This window comes from Pseudomonas sp. G166, assembly GCF_037027455.2.
In the GTDB taxonomy this organism is placed as follows: domain Bacteria; phylum Pseudomonadota; class Gammaproteobacteria; order Pseudomonadales; family Pseudomonadaceae; genus Aquipseudomonas.
This window is the reverse complement of record NZ_CP146985.1, coordinates 190,483-209,523: the sequence shown is the minus strand read 5'-3', so window position 1 is coordinate 209,523 and position 19,041 is coordinate 190,483. Positions and strand designations below refer to the sequence as shown.

Below are 19,041 nucleotides of genomic sequence, written 5' to 3'. Positions count from 1 at the left end.
ATTAAAACGGGGTTGTAGACTCAATTCATCCCAGGCAACTGAACCTTGGGTTTCACGTCGTTCTGCACAACCGATGCCAACGGTGCGACCACACCCTGGCTTTTCAACAACTGACCCATGGTTGCCTTGATCCGGTACTGCGTGAACAGCTGCACATTCTTGATTTCCGCCAGGCGCCGGGATGCGCTGAACAGTTCGTTTTCGCTGTCGAGCAAGTCGAGCAAGGTTCGCTCGCCGAGGCTGAATTGCCTCTGGTAGGCGGTGCGCACGCTGGTGCTGTGATCGACATATTGCTGGGCGATCGGCACCTGGGCGTTGGCGTTGTTCAAGGCGTTCCAGGCCAGGCCCAGCTCTTCATTGAGCTGACGCAGCGCATTGTTGCGAATATCCAGGGCCTGGTTGGACAGGTACGACTTGGATTCCAGGTCCGCCTTGTTGCTGCCGCCGGCATACAGGTTGAAACGCATGCGCAGCATGGCCTGCCATTCATTATTGTGGCCGTTCTGGCCATCCAGGTCGTTGTCGGCGGTACGGCCCAGCTCGGCGTCGAAACGTGGGTAGAAGCTCGACTTGGCGGCTTCGTACTGTTGCTCGGCAGCGGCGATGTCAGCTTCGGCCGAACGCAGCACCGGGCTGTTTTCCAGCATCTGGGCACGGGCTTCGGTCAGGTTGGCCGGCAACAGCGCCATAAAGTCGGCGGGGCGCTCCAACTGGTCCGGCAGTTGGCCGACGGCGCTGAGGTAGTTGGTCTGGGCGTCGGCCAGGTTGGTTTGTTCGGTGATCAGGTTGTTGCGGGCCTGGGCCATGCGCGCCTCGGCCTGGTCCAGGTCGGCACCGCTGCCCACGCCACGGGAAGTGCGCAGCTTGATCTGGTCGAAGATGCGCTCATGACTCTTGAGGTTTTCCTCGGCCAGGCGCACGAACTCGCGACGGGTCAGCACGTCCAGGTAGACCTGGGCCACCGTCAACCCGGTGCGCTCGGAAGCGTCCAGCAACGAATAGGCACGGGCGTTGACGGTGGCTTGTTGACGCCCGACTTCGCTTGACGTCGCAAAACCGTCAAAAACCATCTGCGACAGGCGCAGGCTCGACTCGCTGCGGTTCAGGGTTTCCCAATGATTGTTACCGCCCGAGCGGGTGGTGACGCTGTCAGTGCCTTCACGACCGTACCCGGCGGCAAGGTCCACCCTAGGCAGATAGCCGCCCTTGGCCGCCTTGAGCTGGTAGTCCGCCGCGAGGCGACTGTTCACGCCGGCCTGAATTTCAGGATGGACATCCAGCGCCTGTTGCATGGCCTGCGGCAAGGTTTGTGCTTGTACGAAACTGGCGGCGAGGGCAAAGGGTAAAGCCATGAACAAGGGCGAACGCATGGTGGATTTCTTCCTGAAACACTTGTCTTGGATCACAGCGAAACGTGGCGCTGCATCGGATGATGGCAACCGGAATGACCGTATGTCGGAAAGTTCAAAACAGGAGCTGGAACACGCACCGAAAGAACAGGTCGCCGCTTAAATATCAATGTGACATTACGAAAGCAATTGTTTAGGATGGCCAGCAGAAGGTCAATAGTTTGGCACAAACAAAATATGTGGAAATCTACAGCCAAATTATTGACACACAAAAGCGTCAAAACAACCTTATTTAGTGAGCAAGAACGTCCAGACCGCTGCCGCCTGCAGGCTGCCGGGTCCATGGAAGTCTACTGAGCGTGGCACCCGGAGAATCTTCAATGAGCAGTGTTGTTGCCGTTGTCAAAAGCATTGTTGGTCAGGTTTTCGCCGTATCCCCCGAGGGCATTCGGCGCGTACTCATTGAAGGGGATCGCCTGTACACGGGCGAGCAGCTGGACACCGGCCCTGCCGGTGCCGTCACACTGGAGCTGGCCGACGGTCGCTCCCTGGACCTGGGCCGCGACACTCAGTGGAGCGCCAATGCTCCGGACTCTTCCACTGACCTGGCACAAGCCACTGCCCAGGCCGCACCGTCGGTAGAAGAGCTGCAGCAAGCCATCGCCGCTGGCGTCGACCCGACGACCGACCTGGAAGCCACCGCCGCCGGCGCTACCGCTGCGGGGACTGGTGGTGCCGCCGGTGGCGGCCACAGCTTTGTGGTGCTGGATGCCACTGCGGGCAGCGTCGACCCAACCGTCGGTTTCCCAACGGAAGGTCTCGCTGCGGCTGCCGCCACCGATAACAACATCCTCGGTGGCGATACCACGGATACGACCGCCAACGCCGTGCTCAATGCAACGATGACCCTGAGCGCCACGCCAACCCTGACCGAGGCCGGCGGTGTGCTGGTCTACACTGCGACCGTGACCCAGGCCCCGCAGACCAACCTGACCGTGACCTTGTCCAACGGCGCGGTCATCGTGATCCCGGCGGGTCAACTCACCGGTAGCGTCAACGTCCCACTCGCGCCGAACGACACGGTCTACAACGACCCAAGCCAGATCAGTGTGACCGTCACGGGCACCACCGGCGGTACCGGCATTGCCGTGACCTTGCCCACCACGCCGGCCGTGACCCAGATCACCGACACCATCGACACCACCACCGTCGCCCTGACGGCGGGCAACACCGTGACCGAAGGCGGCCAGATCACCTACACCGCCACGCTGACTAACCCGGCCCAGACGCCGGTGACCGTGACCTTGAGCAACGGCTCGGTCATTACCATCGCCGCCGGCCAGACTACCGGCACCGTCAATGTCGAGACGCCAGCCAATGACGTCTACAACAACGGCAGCACCGTCAGCACCACCATTACCGGTGCGACTGGCGGCAACTTTGAGAATTTGGTGCCGAGCACCGCGCCTGCGGTGACTACGATTACCGATTCGATAGACACCACTACTGTGACGCTGACCGCGACACCAACCGTGAACGAAAACGGCACCATCACCTACACCGCCACGCTGACCGATGCCAACGGCAACCCGGTCACCGCGCAGAACGGTCCGGTGACCGTGACCTTGGACAGCGGCAAAACCATCACCATCGCCGCGGGCGCAAGCTCGGGCGTACTGGACGTGGCCGTCGGCAACGACGTCTACCAAGGCCCAACCACCGTCAGCGAAAGCATCAGTACTGCCACTGGCGGTAATCTGGAAGCTATCGCACCAAACACGGCTCCGGTCAGCACTGTGGTCAGCGACGTCAACGACACCACTACCGTGACGCTGACCGCGACACCAACCGTGAACGAAAACGGCACCATCACCTACACCGCCACGCTGACCGATGCCAACGGCAACCCAGTCACCGCGCAGAACGGTCCGGTGACCGTGACCTTGGACAGCGGCAAAACCATCACCATCGCCGCGGGCGCAAGCTCGGGCGTACTGGACGTGGCCGTCGGCAACGACGTCTACCAAGGCCCAACCACCGTCAGCGAAAGCATCAGTACTGCCACTGGCGGTAATCTGGAAGCTATCGCACCAAACACGGCTCCGGTCAGCACTGTGGTCAGCGACGTCAACGACACCACTACCGTGACGTTGACCGCTACGCCAACCGTGAACGAAAACGGCACGATCACCTACACCGCGACCCTGACCGACGCCAATGGCAACCCGGTCACCGCGCAGAACGGCCCTGTGACCGTGACCTTGGACAGCGGCAAAACCATCACCATCGCCGCGGGCGCAAGCTCGGGCGTATTGGACGTGGCCGTCGGCAACGACGTTTACCAAGGTCCGACCACTGTCACCGAGTCGATTGCCTCGGCATCGGGCGGTAACTTGGAAGCCATTGCTCCGAATACCGCGCCAGTCAGCACCGTGGTCAGCGATGTCAACGACACCACCACGGTGACGCTGACCGCAACACCAACCGTGAACGAAAACGGTACGATCACTTACACCGCGACCTTGACCGACGCCAATGGCAACCCGGTCACCGCACAAAACGGTCCTGTGACGGTCACCTTGGACAGCGGCAAAACCATCACCATCGCGGCGGGTGCAAGCTCCGGTGTGTTGGATGTCGCGGTTGGTAATGACGTATACCAAGGTCCGACCACTGTCACCGAGTCGATTGCCTCGGCATCGGGCGGTAACTTGGAAGCCATTGCTCCGAATACCGCGCCAGTCAGCACCGTGGTCAGCGACGTCAACGACACCACCACGGTGACCTTGACCGCTACGCCCACCGTGAACGAAAACGGCACCATCACCTACACCGCGACCCTGACCGATGCCAACGGCAACCCGGTCACGGCGCAGAACGGTCCGGTCACCGTGACCTTGGACAGCGGCAAAACCATCACCATCGCCGCGGGCGCAAGCTCGGGCGTATTGGACGTGGCCGTCGGCAACGACGTCTACCAAGGCCCAACCACCGTCACCGAAAGCATCAGTACTGCCACCGGCGGTAATCTGGAAGCTATCGCGCCGAACACGACTCCGGTCAGCACTGTGGTCAGCGACGTCAACGACACCACCACGGTGACCTTGACCGCCACGCCGACCGTAAACGAAAACGGCACCATCACCTACACCGCGACCCTGACCGATGCCAACGGCAACCCGGTCACGGCGCAGAACGGTCCGGTCACCGTCACACTCGACAGCGGCAAAACGATCACCATCGCCGCTGGCGCTAGCTCGGGCGTGTTGGATGTGGCCGTCGGCAACGACGTCTACCAAGGTCCGACCACCGTGACGGAGTCGATTGCCTCGGCATCCGGTGGCAATCTGGAAGCCATTGCTCCGAACACTGCCCCGGTCAGCACCGTGGTCAGCGATGTCAACGACACCACCACGGTGACGCTGACCGCAACACCAACCGTGAACGAAAACGGTACGATCACTTACACCGCGACCTTGACCGACGCCAATGGCAACCCGGTCACCGCGCAAAATGGTCCGGTCACTGTCACGCTCGATAGCGGCAAAACGATCACCATTGCAACCGGTTCAAGCTCGGGCGTGTTGGATGTCGCGGTTGGTAATGACGTATACCAAGGCCCAACGACAGTTACTGAGTCGATCAAAGAAGCGACTGGCGGCAACCTCGAAGCCATTGCTCCGAATACCGCGCCAGTCAGCACCGTGGTCAGCGACGTCAACGACACCACCACCGTGACGCTGACCGCCACGCCAACCGTGAACGAAAACGGCACGATCACTTACACCGCGACCTTGACCGATGCCAATGGCAACCCAGTCACCGCGCAAAATGGTCCGGTGACCGTGACCTTGGACAGCGGCAAAACGATCACCATCGCCGCCGGCGCAAGCTCGGGTGTGCTGGATGTTGCCGTTGGCAACGACGTGTACCAAGGTCCGACCACTGTCACCGAGTCGATTGCCTCGGCCTCCGGCGGTAATCTCGAAGCCATCGCGCCAAACACCGCGCCAGTCAGCACTGTGGTCAGCGATGTCAACGACACCACCACGGTGACGCTGACCGCAACACCGACCGTGAACGAAAACGGCACGATCACCTACACCGCCACGCTGACCGATGCCAATGGCAACCCGGTCACCGCGCAGAACGGCCCTGTGACCGTCACGCTCGACAGCGGCAAAACGATCACCATCGCCGCAGGCGCAAGCTCGGGCGTGTTGGATGTGGCTGTTGGCAACGACGTGTACCAAGGCCCAACCACGGTGACTGAGTCGATTGCCTCGGCCTCCGGCGGTAACCTGGAAGCCATCGCCCCGAACACCGCTCCTGCCACAACCATCGTTAGCGATGTCAACGACACCACTACCGTGACGTTGACCGCGACACCGACCGTGAATGAAAACGGCACCATCACCTACACCGCGACCTTGACCGACGCCAATGGCAACCCGGTCACCGCGCAAAATGGCCCGGTGACGGTCACCTTGGACAGCGGCAAAACCATCACCATCGCCGCTGGTTCAAGCTCGGGCGTATTGGACGTAGCCGTCGGCAACGACGTGTACCAAGGCCCAACCACGGTGACTGAGTCGATTGCCTCGGCCTCCGGTGGCAACCTGGAAGCCATCGCCCCGAACACTGCTCCGGTCAGCACCGTTGTCAGCGATGTCAACGACACCACTACCGTGACGTTGACCGCGACACCGACCGTAAACGAAAACGGCACCATCACTTACACCGCGACCTTGACCGACGCCAATGGCAACCCAGTCACCGCGCAAAATGGTCCGGTGACCGTGACCCTGGACAGCGGCAAAACCATCACCATCGCCGCCGGCGCAAGCTCGGGTGTGCTGGATGTTGCCGTTGGCAACGACGTGTACCAAGGTCCAACCACTGTCACCGAGTCGATTGCCTCGGCATCGGGCGGTAACTTGGAAGCCATTGCTCCGAACACTGCCCCGGTCAGCACCGTGGTCAGCGATGTCAACGACACCACCACCGTGACCCTGACCGCCACGCCAACCGTGAACGAAAACGGGACGATCACTTACACCGCCACATTGACCGATGCCAATGGCAACCCGGTCACCGCGCAGAACGGTCCTGTGACCGTCACGCTCGACAGCGGCAAAACGATCACCATCGCCGCAGGCGCAAGCTCGGGCGTGTTGGATGTGGCTGTTGGCAACGACGTGTACCAAGGCCCAACCACGGTGACTGAGTCGATTGCCTCGGCCTCCGGCGGTAACCTGGAAGCCATCGCCCCGAACACCGCTCCTGCCACAACCATCGTTAGCGATGTCAACGACACCACTACCGTGACGTTGACCGCGACACCGACCGTGAATGAAAACGGCACCATCACCTACACCGCGACCTTGACCGACGCCAATGGCAACCCGGTCACCGCACAAAACGGTCCTGTGACGGTCACCTTGGACAGCGGCAAAACCATCACCATCGCGGCGGGTGCAAGCTCCGGTGTGTTGGATGTCGCGGTTGGTAATGACGTATACCAAGGCCCAACGACAGTTACTGAGTCGATCAAAGAAGCGACTGGCGGCAACCTCGAAGCCATTGCTCCGAATACCGCGCCAGTCAGCACCGTGGTCAGCGACGTCAACGACACCACCACCGTGACGCTGACCGCCACGCCAACCGTGAACGAAAACGGCACGATCACTTACACCGCGACCTTGACCGATGCCAATGGCAACCCGGTCACCGCACAAAACGGTCCTGTGACGGTCACCTTGGACAGCGGCAAAACCATCACCATCGCGGCGGGTGCAAGTTCCGGCGTATTGGACGTCGCTGTCGGCAACGACGTCTACCAAGGCCCAACGACCATTAGCGAAAGCATCAGTACTGCCACTGGCGGTAATCTGGAAGCCATCGCACCAAACACGACTCCAGCCAGCACCGTCGTTAGCGATGTCAACGACACCACCACGGTGACGCTGACTGCCACGCCAACCGTGAACGAAAACGGCACCATCACTTACACCGCGACCTTGACCGACGCCAATGGCAACCCGGTCACCGCGCAAAATGGCCCGGTCACCGTGACCTTGGACAGCGGCAAAACCATCACCATCGCCGCGGGCGCAAGCTCGGGCGTATTGGATGTGGCCGTCGGCAACGACGTGTACCAAGGCCCAACGACAGTTACTGAGTCGATCAAAGAAGCGACTGGCGGCAACCTCGAAGCCATTGCTCCGAACACGACTCCAGCCAGCACCGTCGTCAGCGATGTCAACGACACCACTACCGTGACGTTGACCGCCACGCCAACCGTGAACGAAAACGGCACCATCACCTACACCGCGACCCTGACTAATGCCAATGGCAACCCGGTCACTGCGCAGAATGGCCCAGTAACCGTCACACTCGACAGCGGCAAAACCATCACCATCGCTGCCGGCGCAAGCTCGGGCGTATTGGACGTCGCTGTTGGTAATGACGTTTATCAAGGCCCAACCACCGTCACCGAAAGCATCAGTACTGCCACCGGCGGTAATCTGGAAGCCATCGCGCCAAACACGGCTCCGGTCAACACCGTGGTCAGCGACGTCAACGACACCACTACCGTGACGTTGACCGCGACACCGACCGTAAACGAAAACGGTACGATCACTTACACCGCGACCTTGACCGACGCCAATGGCAACCCGGTCACCGCACAAAACGGTCCTGTGACGGTCACCTTGGACAGCGGCAAAACCATCACCATCGCGGCGGGTGCAAGCTCCGGTGTGTTGGATGTCGCGGTTGGTAATGACGTCTACCAAGGTCCGACCACCGTGACGGAGTCGATTGCCTCGGCCTCCGGTGGCAACCTGGAAGCCATCGCCCCGAATACTGCTCCGGTCAGCACCGTTGTCAGCGATGTCAACGACACCACTACCGTGACGTTGAGCGCTACGCCAACCGTGAACGAAAACGGCACGATCACTTACACAGCCACATTGACCGATGCCAACGGCAACCCGGTCACCGCACAAAACGGTCCTGTGACGGTCACCTTGGACAGCGGCAAAACCATCACCATCGCGGCGGGTGCAAGCTCCGGTGTGTTGGATGTCGCGGTTGGTAATGACGTCTACCAAGGTCCGACCACCGTGACGGAGTCGATTGCCTCGGCCTCCGGTGGCAACCTGGAAGCCATCGCCCCGAATACTGCTCCGGTCAGCACCGTGGTCAGCGATGTCAACGACACCACTACCGTGACGTTGAGCGCTACGCCGACCGTAAACGAAAACGGCACCATCACCTACACCGCGACCCTGACCGATGCCAACGGCAACCCGGTCACCGCGCAAAATGGTCCGGTCACTGTCACGCTCGATAGCGGCAAAACGATCACCATTGCAACCGGTTCAAGCTCAGGCGTACTGGACGTCGCTGTTGGTAATGACGTTTACCAAGGGCCAACGACGGTGACTGAGTCGATCAAGGAAGCGACTGGCGGCAACCTCGAAGCCATTGCTCCGAACACGACTCCAGCCAGCACCGTCGTTAGCGATGTCAACGACACCACTACCGTGACGTTGACCGCCACGCCGACCGTGAACGAAAACGGCACGATCACTTACACCGCGACCTTGACCGATGCCAACGGCAACCCGGTCACCGCGCAGAACGGTCCGGTCACCGTGACCTTGGACAGCGGCAAAACCATCACCATCGCTGCCGGTGCAAGCTCGGGCGTATTGGACGTCGCGGTTGGTAATGACGTTTACCAAGGCCCAACGACGGTGACTGAGTCGATCAAAGAAGCGACTGGCGGCAACCTTGAGGCCATCGCACCAAACACGACTCCAGCCAGCACCGTCGTTAGCGATGTCAACGACACCACCACCGTGACGTTGACCGCCACGCCGACCGTGAATGAAAACGGCACCATCACTTACACCGCGACCTTGACCGACGCCAATGGCAACCCGGTCACCGCACAAAACGGTCCTGTGACGGTCACCTTGGACAGCGGCAAAACGATCACCATCGCCGCGGGCGCAAGCTCGGGCGTATTGGACGTGGCCGTCGGCAACGACGTTTACCAAGGTCCGACCACTGTCACCGAGTCGATTGCCTCGGCATCGGGCGGTAACTTGGAAGCCATTGCTCCAAACACCGCGCCAGTCAGCACCGTGGTCAGCGATGTCAACGACACCACTACCGTGACGTTGAGCGCTACGCCGACCGTGAACGAAAACGGCACCATCACCTACACCGCCACCCTGACCGACGCCAATGGCAACCCGGTCACCGCGCAAAACGGTCCTGTGACGGTCACCTTGGACAGCGGCAAAACCATCACCATCGCTGCCGGCGCAAGCTCGGGCGTATTGGATGTGGCTGTTGGCAACGACGTCTACCAAGGTCCGACCACCGTGACCGAGTCGATTGCCTCGGCCTCCGGCGGTAACCTGGAAGCTATCGCGCCAAACACGGCTCCGGTCAGCACTGTGGTCAGCGACGTCAACGACACCACCACGGTGACCTTGACTGCGACACCAACCGTGAACGAAAACGGCACCATCACCTACACCGCGACCCTGACCGATGCCAACGGCAACCCGGTCACCGCGCAGAACGGTCCGGTCACCGTGACCTTGGACAGCGGCAAAACCATCACCATCGCCGCGGGCGCAAGCTCGGGCGTATTGGATGTGGCTGTTGGCAACGACGTCTACCAAGGTCCGACCACCGTGACCGAGTCGATTGCCTCGGCCTCTGGCGGTAACCTGGAAGCCATCGCCCCGAACACTGCTCCGGTCAGCACCGTGGTCAGCGATGTCAACGACACCACCACCGTGTCGCTGACCGCCACGCCAACCGTGAACGAAAACGGGACGATCACTTACACCGCCACATTGACCGATGCCAATGGCAACCCGGTCACTGCGCAAAATGGTCCGGTGACCGTCACGCTCGATAGCGGCAAGACCATCACCATCGCCGCCGGCGCAAGCTCGGGCGTGTTGGATGTCGCGGTTGGTAATGACGTGTACCAAGGTCCGACCACTGTCACCGAGTCGATCAAAGATGCATCCGGCGGCAATCTGGAAGCCATCGCCCCGAACACCGCTCCTGCCACAACCATCGTTAGCGACGTCAACGACACCACCACCGTGACGCTGACCGCCACGCCGACCGTGAACGAAAACGGCACCATCACCTACACCGCCACGCTGACCGATGCCAACGGCAAACCGGTCACCGCGCAGAACGGTCCTGTGACCGTCACGCTCGACAGCGGCAAGACCATCACCATCGCCGCCGGCGCAAGCTCGGGCGCTCTGGATGTAGCCGTCGGCAACGATGTCTACACCGGTGCACCGTCCATCACCGAGACGATCAAATCGGCCTCCGGCGGCAACCTCGAAGCCATCGCGGTCGATAAGACCGGCGCGTCGACGGCCGTGGGCGACACCGTCGACAACACCACCGTCAGTATCACCGGCAGCACGTCGGTCACCGAAGGCCAGGCTGCCACGTACACCGTCAGCCTGACGAACCCGGCGCAAACCGAGGTGACACTCAAGATCGTCTACAGCGGCACCGCCGCCGACGGCACGGACTTCACTGGTGTCTACACCGTGAAAATCCCGGCCAACGCCACCAGCGCGACCTTCAATGTGGCAACGCTGGACGACAAGATCACCGAAGGCACGGAAAACTTCGTGGTCAAGATCGACTCGGCCACTGGTGGCAACTTCGAGCACCTGGCGGTCAGCGGCACCAACGGCAGCGTCAGCACCTCGATCATCGACAACGATGCGCCTCCGGCTCTCGACCTGGACGCCAACAACTCAAGTGGCAAGACCGGTGCCGATTACCAGGTAACGTTCACCGAAGGCACCACCGGGCCGGGCGTGTCCATCGCCGACACCGATCTGAGCATCACTGACCCGGACAGCACCATGCTGACCGGTGCCACCATCGTGCTGACCAACCGTCAGCCCGGCGATGCGCTGAACCTGGGTAACAGCGTCAACGGCATCAGCATCAACGCCAACAGCACCGATGGCAAAGTCACGCTGACTCTGTCGGGCAACGCGACGCTGGCCGACTATATGCAGCAGATCAAGAACATCAGCTTCATTAACAACAGTGACGATCCAAGCACCGTGCCGCGCATCATCACCGTGACGGTGACCGATGGCAGCAGCTACTCCAATACCGCCACCACCACGGTGAACGTGGTCGGGGTCAACGATGCGCCGGTTGCCACCGGCGGCGCCGTGACCGGTACCGAAGACACTTCGCTGGTGCTCGGCTGGTCGACCTTCGGCGTCAGCGACGTGGACAGTTCCGCCGCCAACCTGGGTGTGAAAATCACCGAGCTGCCGGCCGATGGCAAGTTGCAGTACCTGGACGGTGCAACCTGGAAGGACGTGGCCAACAACCAGACCTTCACCAAGGCTGACATCGACGCCGGCAAGCTGCGCTTCACTCCGGACGCCAACGAGTCCGGCGCCAATGGTTATGTTGGCAGCAGCACGGGCAACAACCAGGCCGACTACGCACAGGTCAAATTCCAGCCAACCGACGGCCAGGCGCTGGGCAATACCAGCACAGTGAAAATCGACATCACCCCAGTCGCCGACGCACCGACCCTCGACGTGGCCGGCAACGCCGTGACTTCCACCGGTTTGATCAAGGAAGTCTGGACCGGCCTGTCGGGCCTGGGCACCGATGGCAGCGGTGCGCCGTCCGGCACCCTTAAATCGGTGATCGATGCCGCCGGCACACCGAACAGCACCAGCACCGTGACCAACGTGCAGTCTGACAGCAACGTCAACCCGGGCACCGCCTCGAAAACCTCGGGCCTGATCTTCCTCGAGGCCGGCAAGACCTACACCTTCAGCGGTACCGGCGACGACAGCCTGCTGGTGACCATCGGCGGCAAAGACGTGGCGGCCATTACCTGGGGCGCGGGCGGCAAGTTGAACGGTTCGTTCACCCCGACCTCCAGCGGCTACTACACCCTGGACATCTACCACCACAACCAGACCGGCCCGGGCAGCTATGACGTGAACCTGTCGGTCAACGGCAGCACGCCGGTCGACCTGAGCAGCGCGGGCGTGCCGCTGTACACCGGCGTGACCGACCTGGCGAACGCTGGCGTGACCGTCTCCGATCTGCACGGCACCAACGGCGAAGGTTATTACGACGGCTTCAAACTCAACGAAGGCGCCGAAGGCACCAGCGTGCACCTGTCGAAAATCACCACCGCCCTGACTGACACCGACGGCTCCGAAAGCCTGAGCGTGAAGATTGGTGGCATGCCGGAAGGCAGTGTGCTGAGCGATGGCGCGGGCCACTTTGCGACCGTGGGCAGCAATGGTGAAGCGTCGGTCAGTGGCTGGAACCTGGGCAGCCTGACCCTGACCCCGCCGACCTATTACAACGGCCAGCTCAACCTGACCGTGACCTCCACCTCCACCGAAGCCCTCGGCGGTTCGGCGACCACCACGGCGCAGATCCCAGTCACCGTGTACCCAGCGACCTATAACGCGGTCACCGCCACGTCGGGCAGTGACAACGTCACCGGCACCGACGGCAACGATATCGTGGTCGCCGACATCGGCGGGCTGACCGTGGTACCGGGGGTCAACTACAACATCGCCTTCATGGTCGACAGCTCCGGCAGCATGAGCGACTCGTCCATCGCCGCGGCCAAGACCTCGCTGACCTCGGTGTTCAACACCCTCAAGCAGAGCATGGGCAGCAATGCCGGGACGGTGAACATCTTCCTGGCGGACTTCGACAGCCAGGTGAACAAGTCGATCTCGGTCAACCTCAACGATCCGAATGCCTTGACCCTGCTCAAAGGGGTGCTCGACTCGATGGTGTCCGGTGGCGGTACCAACTACGAAGACGTGTTCAAGACCACGGCGAACTTCTTCAACAGTACCGAAGCCCTGAGCAATACCGGGGCGAAGAACCTGACGTACTTCATTACCGACGGCAAGCCGACTTACTACCAGACCGGCGAACAGACCAACCCGACGCTTTACGGCACCGTCAAGCTCGACGACGTCTTGAGCGCGGCCAATTACAGCGTCGGCAAGTACTACACCCAGACGATCGACAGCACGCACAAGTACACCATCTACGAAAACGGCGAGATGTACCTGTCGACCAAAAGCGGCAAGAAATGGACCGATAGCTATGTGGGCACGGTACATGCCGAGGGCAATGGCACCTTTGAACTGTCGAACCAGGGCGGTACCGGTTATGGCGAGTATTGGAACTATGTCGATTCGGCAGCGGGCTCGACCGACAGCTTCACGCTGCTCAAGGGCCTGAGCACCGTCGAGGCCATCGGCCTGAACAACGACGTGACCTTGAACGACCTCAAACCCTACGATTCGGACTCGACACCGCAGACCAACATCGACCCGAACAACCTGGCCAACTCGATCATCGGCCACACCGAAGCGACCTTGCCGGGCTCCGACACGGTCAACGGCGGCGAGGGCAACGACATCCTGTTCGGCGACCTGGTGAGCTTCAACGGCATCGCCGGCGAGGGTTACCAGGCCATCCAGGCGTTCGTGGCCCAGCAAAGCGGCGTGGACGTCAGCAAGGTCACCACCAGCAACGTGCACCAGTACATCACCGAACACTACACCGCGTTCGATGTGTCCGGCGCCCACGATGGCAATGACACCCTGTTGGGCGGTGGCGGCAATGACATCCTCTTCGGCCAGGGCGGCAACGACACGCTCAATGGCGGCAAGGGCAATGACATCCTGCTCGGTGGCTCTGGCAACGACACGCTGACCGGTGGCCCGGGCAATGACACCCTGATCGGTGGCCTGGGAGGCGATACCTTTGTCTGGAAGTCCGGCGATACCGGCACTGACGTGATCAAGGACTTCAAGGCCAGCGACGGCGACCGGATCGACCTGCGAGATCTGCTGCAGGGCGAAACCGGCAGCACCATCGACCACTTCCTGAAAATCAGCACAGTCGATGGCGTGACTTCGCTGCAGGTCAGCACCACCGGCCAGTTCAACGCGGCCAACGGCGCAGCGGCCACACCGGACGTGACGATCAAACTCGAAGGCAACAACTGGTCGAACGTCAACCTGAACTCGTTGATCGCCGGCAGTGACCCGACCATCAAGGTCGATCACAACAACAGCTGACCGGGCCCTCACGGCCGCCCTTCACAGGGCGGTCGTGCACGGCTGCTCCCAGGATGACGATTTCGTCTTCACCCTCCATACTCCCCCACAGTTGGCCTATGCTGCCCAGCATGACGCCGCTTCATACATGAGGGATGCCCGATGTTTTATGTGCAACGCGATGCACAAGGCCTGCTGGTGCGCGTAGAAGCCACCGCCTACGCCGAAGCCACCGAGACCTTGCCGGCCGACAACCACGAGATCCAGGACTGGTTCGCCAACCAGGCGGTAGAAAACAGCCTCAAACAGCTCAAGCAGAGCGACCTGGAGATGATCCGGGTACTCGACGACTTGATCCAGGTGCTGACCAGCAAAGGCGTCATCCGCGTCACCGACCTGCCACCGGCGGCCCAGGCCAAGCTGATGGACCGCACCCAGGCCCGGGAAGCATTGGGTGGGTTGAGCCGGTTGATCGATGATGATGAGAAGGGGTTGATCTAGCCTGCCGCCTGGATTGACGCGTTCCGGGCAGAGCACAAATCCCTGTGGCGAGTTGTCTGGGCGAAAGTCATCGCGAGCAAGCTCGCTCCCACAGTTGATCGGTTTTGATCTCGATCTGTCGGTTCGACGCAGATCCAGTGTGGGAGCGAGCTTGCTCGCGATGGCGTTCGTCAATCCACCGCAGGCCTGTCAGCTCGACGCTTGCACTTCAAGCCGATCCATCGCCCGCTCCACCAACAGATGCACCCCATCGGCCATTCGGCTGATTGCCAGGATCACGCTGCGGCTCGAGCCGTCGACGTCATCCGCCAGGTCGGCGGCGATGGCGCTGATGGACAGCAGGTCTTCGGAGGCATTGGCCAGGAGGGTTTCGGTGTCGATGTCCGGGGAGACCATGAAGAGCTGGGCGGTTTGGGGTTTTCCCGAGGCTTCATCGGTTGGTTTGGGATTGAGGTAGTAGTCGAGGGCGCGTTCGGCGGCTTCGTCGAGTTTTTTGGATTTCGAGGATTTTTCGGAGATATTGCCAGGGTTTCCTGGCGGATTCGGAGTGACCTTGAACATAGAGACTTCCTAAACAGTTAAGTGGAAACCGTCACCGTTCGCTTGCACGCGAATAAGGTGGCGGCCGTACGCAGGTGTGCAAGACCGGGCCTGTTTAGGACACCCAGCAGATCCAAGGATCTCCTACGTGCAGCCGCCATAAAGCCAGTAGGCAGAAGAAAGCCCCTGAGCGATGTAGCGTCGCATCCTAAACAGTTTGTTCGGACTTGCACGTCCGTGTCACCGTTTTTTCAGTGACAAACCCAGACTAGTCACGGGGCAGACGCCGGACAAGTTCACCAAGTTCGCCACAACTCGAAGGAAATCTCCTAGGACCTTACTTTCAGAGGGGGTGTATATCCGTTTCTGCGGTAACGGCTACTGGCGGTTCCGCTCTTACAGCGGGTCACTTTTGGAAAAGCGCCAAAAGTAACCAAAAACGCTTTGCCCCACCACTCGGCACCTCGCCTAGGCTCGGTGTGCCCGAGATCAACGTCCACCACGAGGCGGCCTTAGAGCCGACCTGATTCTGAGTGATCGCGTTTCTCCTGTGGGAGCGAGCCTGCTCGCGATGACGCCAGCACATCCAACACCACCGCAAACTGACCCTTCGCTATCGCGAGCAAGCTCGCTCCCACATAGGTTTGCGGGTGTTCACAACATTCGCACACGATACAAAAACCTGTGGGAGCGAACTTGCTCGCGATGACGCCAGCACATCCAACATCACCGCAAACTGACCCTTCGCTATCGCGAGCAGGCTCGCTCCCACATAGGTTTGCGGGTGTTCACAACATTCGCACACGATACAAAAACCTGTGGGAGCGAGCTTGCTCGCGATGACGCCAGCACATCCAACATCACCGCAAACTGACCCTCCGCCATCGCGAGCAGGCTCGCTCCCACATAGGTTTGCGGGTGTTCACAACATTCGCACACGATACAAAAACCTGTGGGAGCGAGCTTGCTCGCGATGACGCCAGCACATCCAACACCACCGCAAACTGACCCTCCGCCATCGCGAGCAGGCTCGCTCTCACATAGGTTTGCGGGTGTTCACAACATTCGCACACGATACAAAAACCTGTGGGAGCGAGCTTGCTCGCGATGACGCCAGCACATCCAACATCACCGCAAACTGACCCACCGCCATCGCGAGCAAGCTCGCTCCTACAATGGGATCGGAGTACGACCGGGAGAACCAGGTCGGCTCTAAGGCCGCCTCGCGGTAGACGTTGATCTCGGCGCCCCGTTAACCACGCTGGCCGAACGCAGGCATTGTGGAGTGGGCATCCCGGCATGGATGCCGGGATAGCCGCGCTGGGCCATGGATGGCCCTTCGCGGCGGGCCCACGGAGCAATGCCTGCGTTCGGGCACACCGAGCCTAGGCGAGGTGCCGAGTGGTGGGGCAAGACCTTTTGGTTACTTTTGGGGCGTTTGCCAAAAGTGACCCGCCGTAAGGGCGGAACCGCCAGTGGCCGTTACCGCAGGAATGGATATGTACACGGTCAGAAGGGCACAGGCCGCCTCACCAGCCAGCCTCACTCCCAACGCTTAGGCTCACCCACCAACTGCCCCTGCACCCCAAACAACCCCATCTCCCGAATCACCGCCAACTCCCCTTCCGTCTCAACCCGCTCGGCAATCAACGGCAGGTCAATACTGTGAGCAGCACGCTGGATCGCTTCAATGAACAGGCGCTTGTCACTCTCCTGATCAATGGCACGGATATAACTGCCATCGATTTTCAGATAGGCCAACCCCAACCGCGACAAGTTGCCGATCATGCTGAACCGTCCACCGAAACGCTGCAGGCTCAGGGAAAAACCAAGCTCGCGCAGGCGCCGGGTCAATTGCTCCAGGACGGCTTGCTCCGGCAATTGCTCTTCACCGATCTCCAACGTCAGGCGCGGCCCGAGGTTGGAATGGGCGCGCAGGATTTCAAAGATCCCGTTCAGTGCCTGAGGATCGGCCAGGGTCGCCGAGGACAGGTTCAGCGCCAGGGATTGTTCGTGCCCGGTCATTTGCTTGAGCACCTGTTCGAGCATCAAGCGATCCAGCCGCGCGGTCCAGCCGAAACGCTCCAGCCACGGCAGGAAGCGCCCGGCAGGGATGGTCTGGCCCTGCTCGTCCAGCAACCGCGACAGCACTTTGTAATGCAGTACTACTTGGGTGTCCCGGGCCGCCACCACCGGCTGGAAGTACAGCTCGAAACGCTGATGATTCAAGGCCTGGTCGAGCAAAGTGTGCCAGGCATGGTGATCATCACCTACGCTGGCCACCGCACTGTGTTCCAGGCAGGCCCAACCCGGTTCGCCCTGGCTTTCGGCCTGGGCCAAGGCCTGGTCGCCGAGCTGGAGCACCGCTTGCGGCGAATCACCATGGACGAACGGCGCCAGCCCGATGGAAGCCACTGACGCCACGTCAGTCGCGCCGGTGGCGTGCAGGCTCGCCAATGCGGCTTCGAGGTTCTGCGCCAGTTGCAGCGCTTCCTCGCGCACCAGCCCAGGTGCCAGCACCGCGAACTCACCACCGCGAATACGCGTGACCAGGTTATGGGTTTCCGGATACCGCGCGCATTCGCGCAGCAATTGCTCGCCCACCGCCTGGAGCAACTGGTCGGTGCGCTGCCCGCCCAGCCGCTGGTTCAAACCGGCCAGGTCCTTGACCCGCAGCAACAGCAGATAACCGGAGCTGGCCTGCTCCGGGTTGCTCACCCGGGCATTGAGCTGCATTTCGAAATAACGCCGGTTAGCCAAGCCCGTGAGGTTGTCCTGATAGGACTCGACCCGCAGCTTCTCACTGCGCTCGGCCTGTTCCTGGAACAGAGCCTTGAGCTTCTCGACCATCTGGTTCATCGCCTGCACCACGCGACGCAATTCAGGCGTACGCGGCAGTTCCGGCAGGCTCAAGAACTCACGACGGGCGATGGCGTGGGACTGATGCACCATGTAGTCCAGCGGCTTGAGCTGGCGCCGTAGCAACAAGGCCCCCAGCACCGCGCTCACGGCGCCGCACAGCAGCAACCAACCCAGGCTGCCCAAGGCGCTCTGCCACAGCTTGGCGAGGGCGAACATCGGGTGGCTGACCACTTCGACCCGCGCCGCCTGCTCCCAACCGCGGCTGACGATGGCATCGCCGCCCGCTGGCTCCAGGCCAATGAGTTTGACGAACCATTGCGGCACGCTGCCGGCATCCGGAACACCAGTGCGCTCGACGAGGGTCTTGTCGGTCGCCACATCGACCACGCGGATGCTGGCGTAGTAACCGCTGTCGAAAATCGAGCTGACCATCAGTTCCACCATCGCCGGGTCGTCGATGTTCGGCGTCAGCGACAACGCCAGCGCCGTAGCCGCGTCCTGGGCGTGGGAGCGCAACTGGTTGACGTACTGGGCCCGCGAACTTTCGAGGCTGACCATGAAGCTGCCGCTGAAGGCAACCACCAGGAACAGACAGATAGCGATCAACAGCTGTTTGAACAAGGACATCTGAGCGCGCGCTC

General features: G+C 61.2%; 6 protein-coding genes and 1 pseudogene. 3 read left to right on the top strand and 4 right to left on the bottom strand.

Annotation, left to right across the window (positions count from 1 at the left end; all coding sequences use genetic code 11):
- Positions 1 to 20: 20 nt before the first annotated feature.
- The gene (locus SGN16_RS00915) at positions 21 to 1,370 is read right to left on the bottom strand and encodes a TolC family outer membrane protein (protein WP_210642286.1); all 1,350 of its coding nucleotides are present in this window, start codon (positions 1,368 to 1,370) and stop codon (positions 21 to 23) included.
- Between SGN16_RS00915 and SGN16_RS00910 the strand changes: the two genes are divergently transcribed.
- The 3 genes from SGN16_RS00910 (at position 1,351) to SGN16_RS00900 (ending at position 14,998) form a co-directional block, all read left to right on the top strand.
- Positions 1,351 to 1,512, top strand: a complete 162-nt coding sequence (locus SGN16_RS00910; protein WP_210642285.1) for a hypothetical protein — start codon at positions 1,351 to 1,353, stop codon at positions 1,510 to 1,512. The genes SGN16_RS00915 and SGN16_RS00910 overlap by 20 nt on opposite strands.
- A gap of 217 nt (positions 1,513 to 1,729) precedes the next feature.
- Positions 1,730 to 14,518 carry a retention module-containing protein gene (locus tag SGN16_RS00905; protein WP_339101970.1) on the top strand — a complete coding sequence of 4,263 codons (12,789 nt, stop codon included), beginning with the start codon at positions 1,730 to 1,732 and terminating at the stop codon, positions 14,516 to 14,518.
- A gap of 141 nt (positions 14,519 to 14,659) precedes the next feature.
- Positions 14,660 to 14,998: a hypothetical protein gene (locus tag SGN16_RS00900; protein ID WP_003196545.1), complete on the top strand. Its 339-nt coding sequence runs from the start codon at positions 14,660 to 14,662 to the stop codon at positions 14,996 to 14,998.
- A gap of 189 nt (positions 14,999 to 15,187) precedes the next feature.
- Here the strand turns inward: SGN16_RS00900 and SGN16_RS00895 are convergent, their stop codons facing one another.
- From SGN16_RS00895 to lapD, 3 genes and pseudogenes are all read right to left on the bottom strand, one after another.
- Positions 15,188 to 15,559, bottom strand: a complete 372-nt coding sequence (locus SGN16_RS00895) for a DUF6124 family protein (protein WP_339101967.1) — start codon at positions 15,557 to 15,559, stop codon at positions 15,188 to 15,190.
- A 1,195-nt stretch (positions 15,560 to 16,754) separates the two neighbouring features.
- Positions 16,755 to 16,867 (bottom strand): annotated as a pseudogene (locus SGN16_RS00890) (nucleoid-structuring protein H-NS); the annotation flags it as partial.
- A 213-nt stretch (positions 16,868 to 17,080) separates the two neighbouring features.
- Positions 17,081 to 19,027, bottom strand: a complete 1,947-nt coding sequence (gene lapD / locus SGN16_RS00885) for a cyclic di-GMP receptor LapD (protein ID WP_339101965.1) — start codon at positions 19,025 to 19,027, stop codon at positions 17,081 to 17,083.
- Positions 19,028 to 19,041 lie beyond the last annotated feature (14 nt).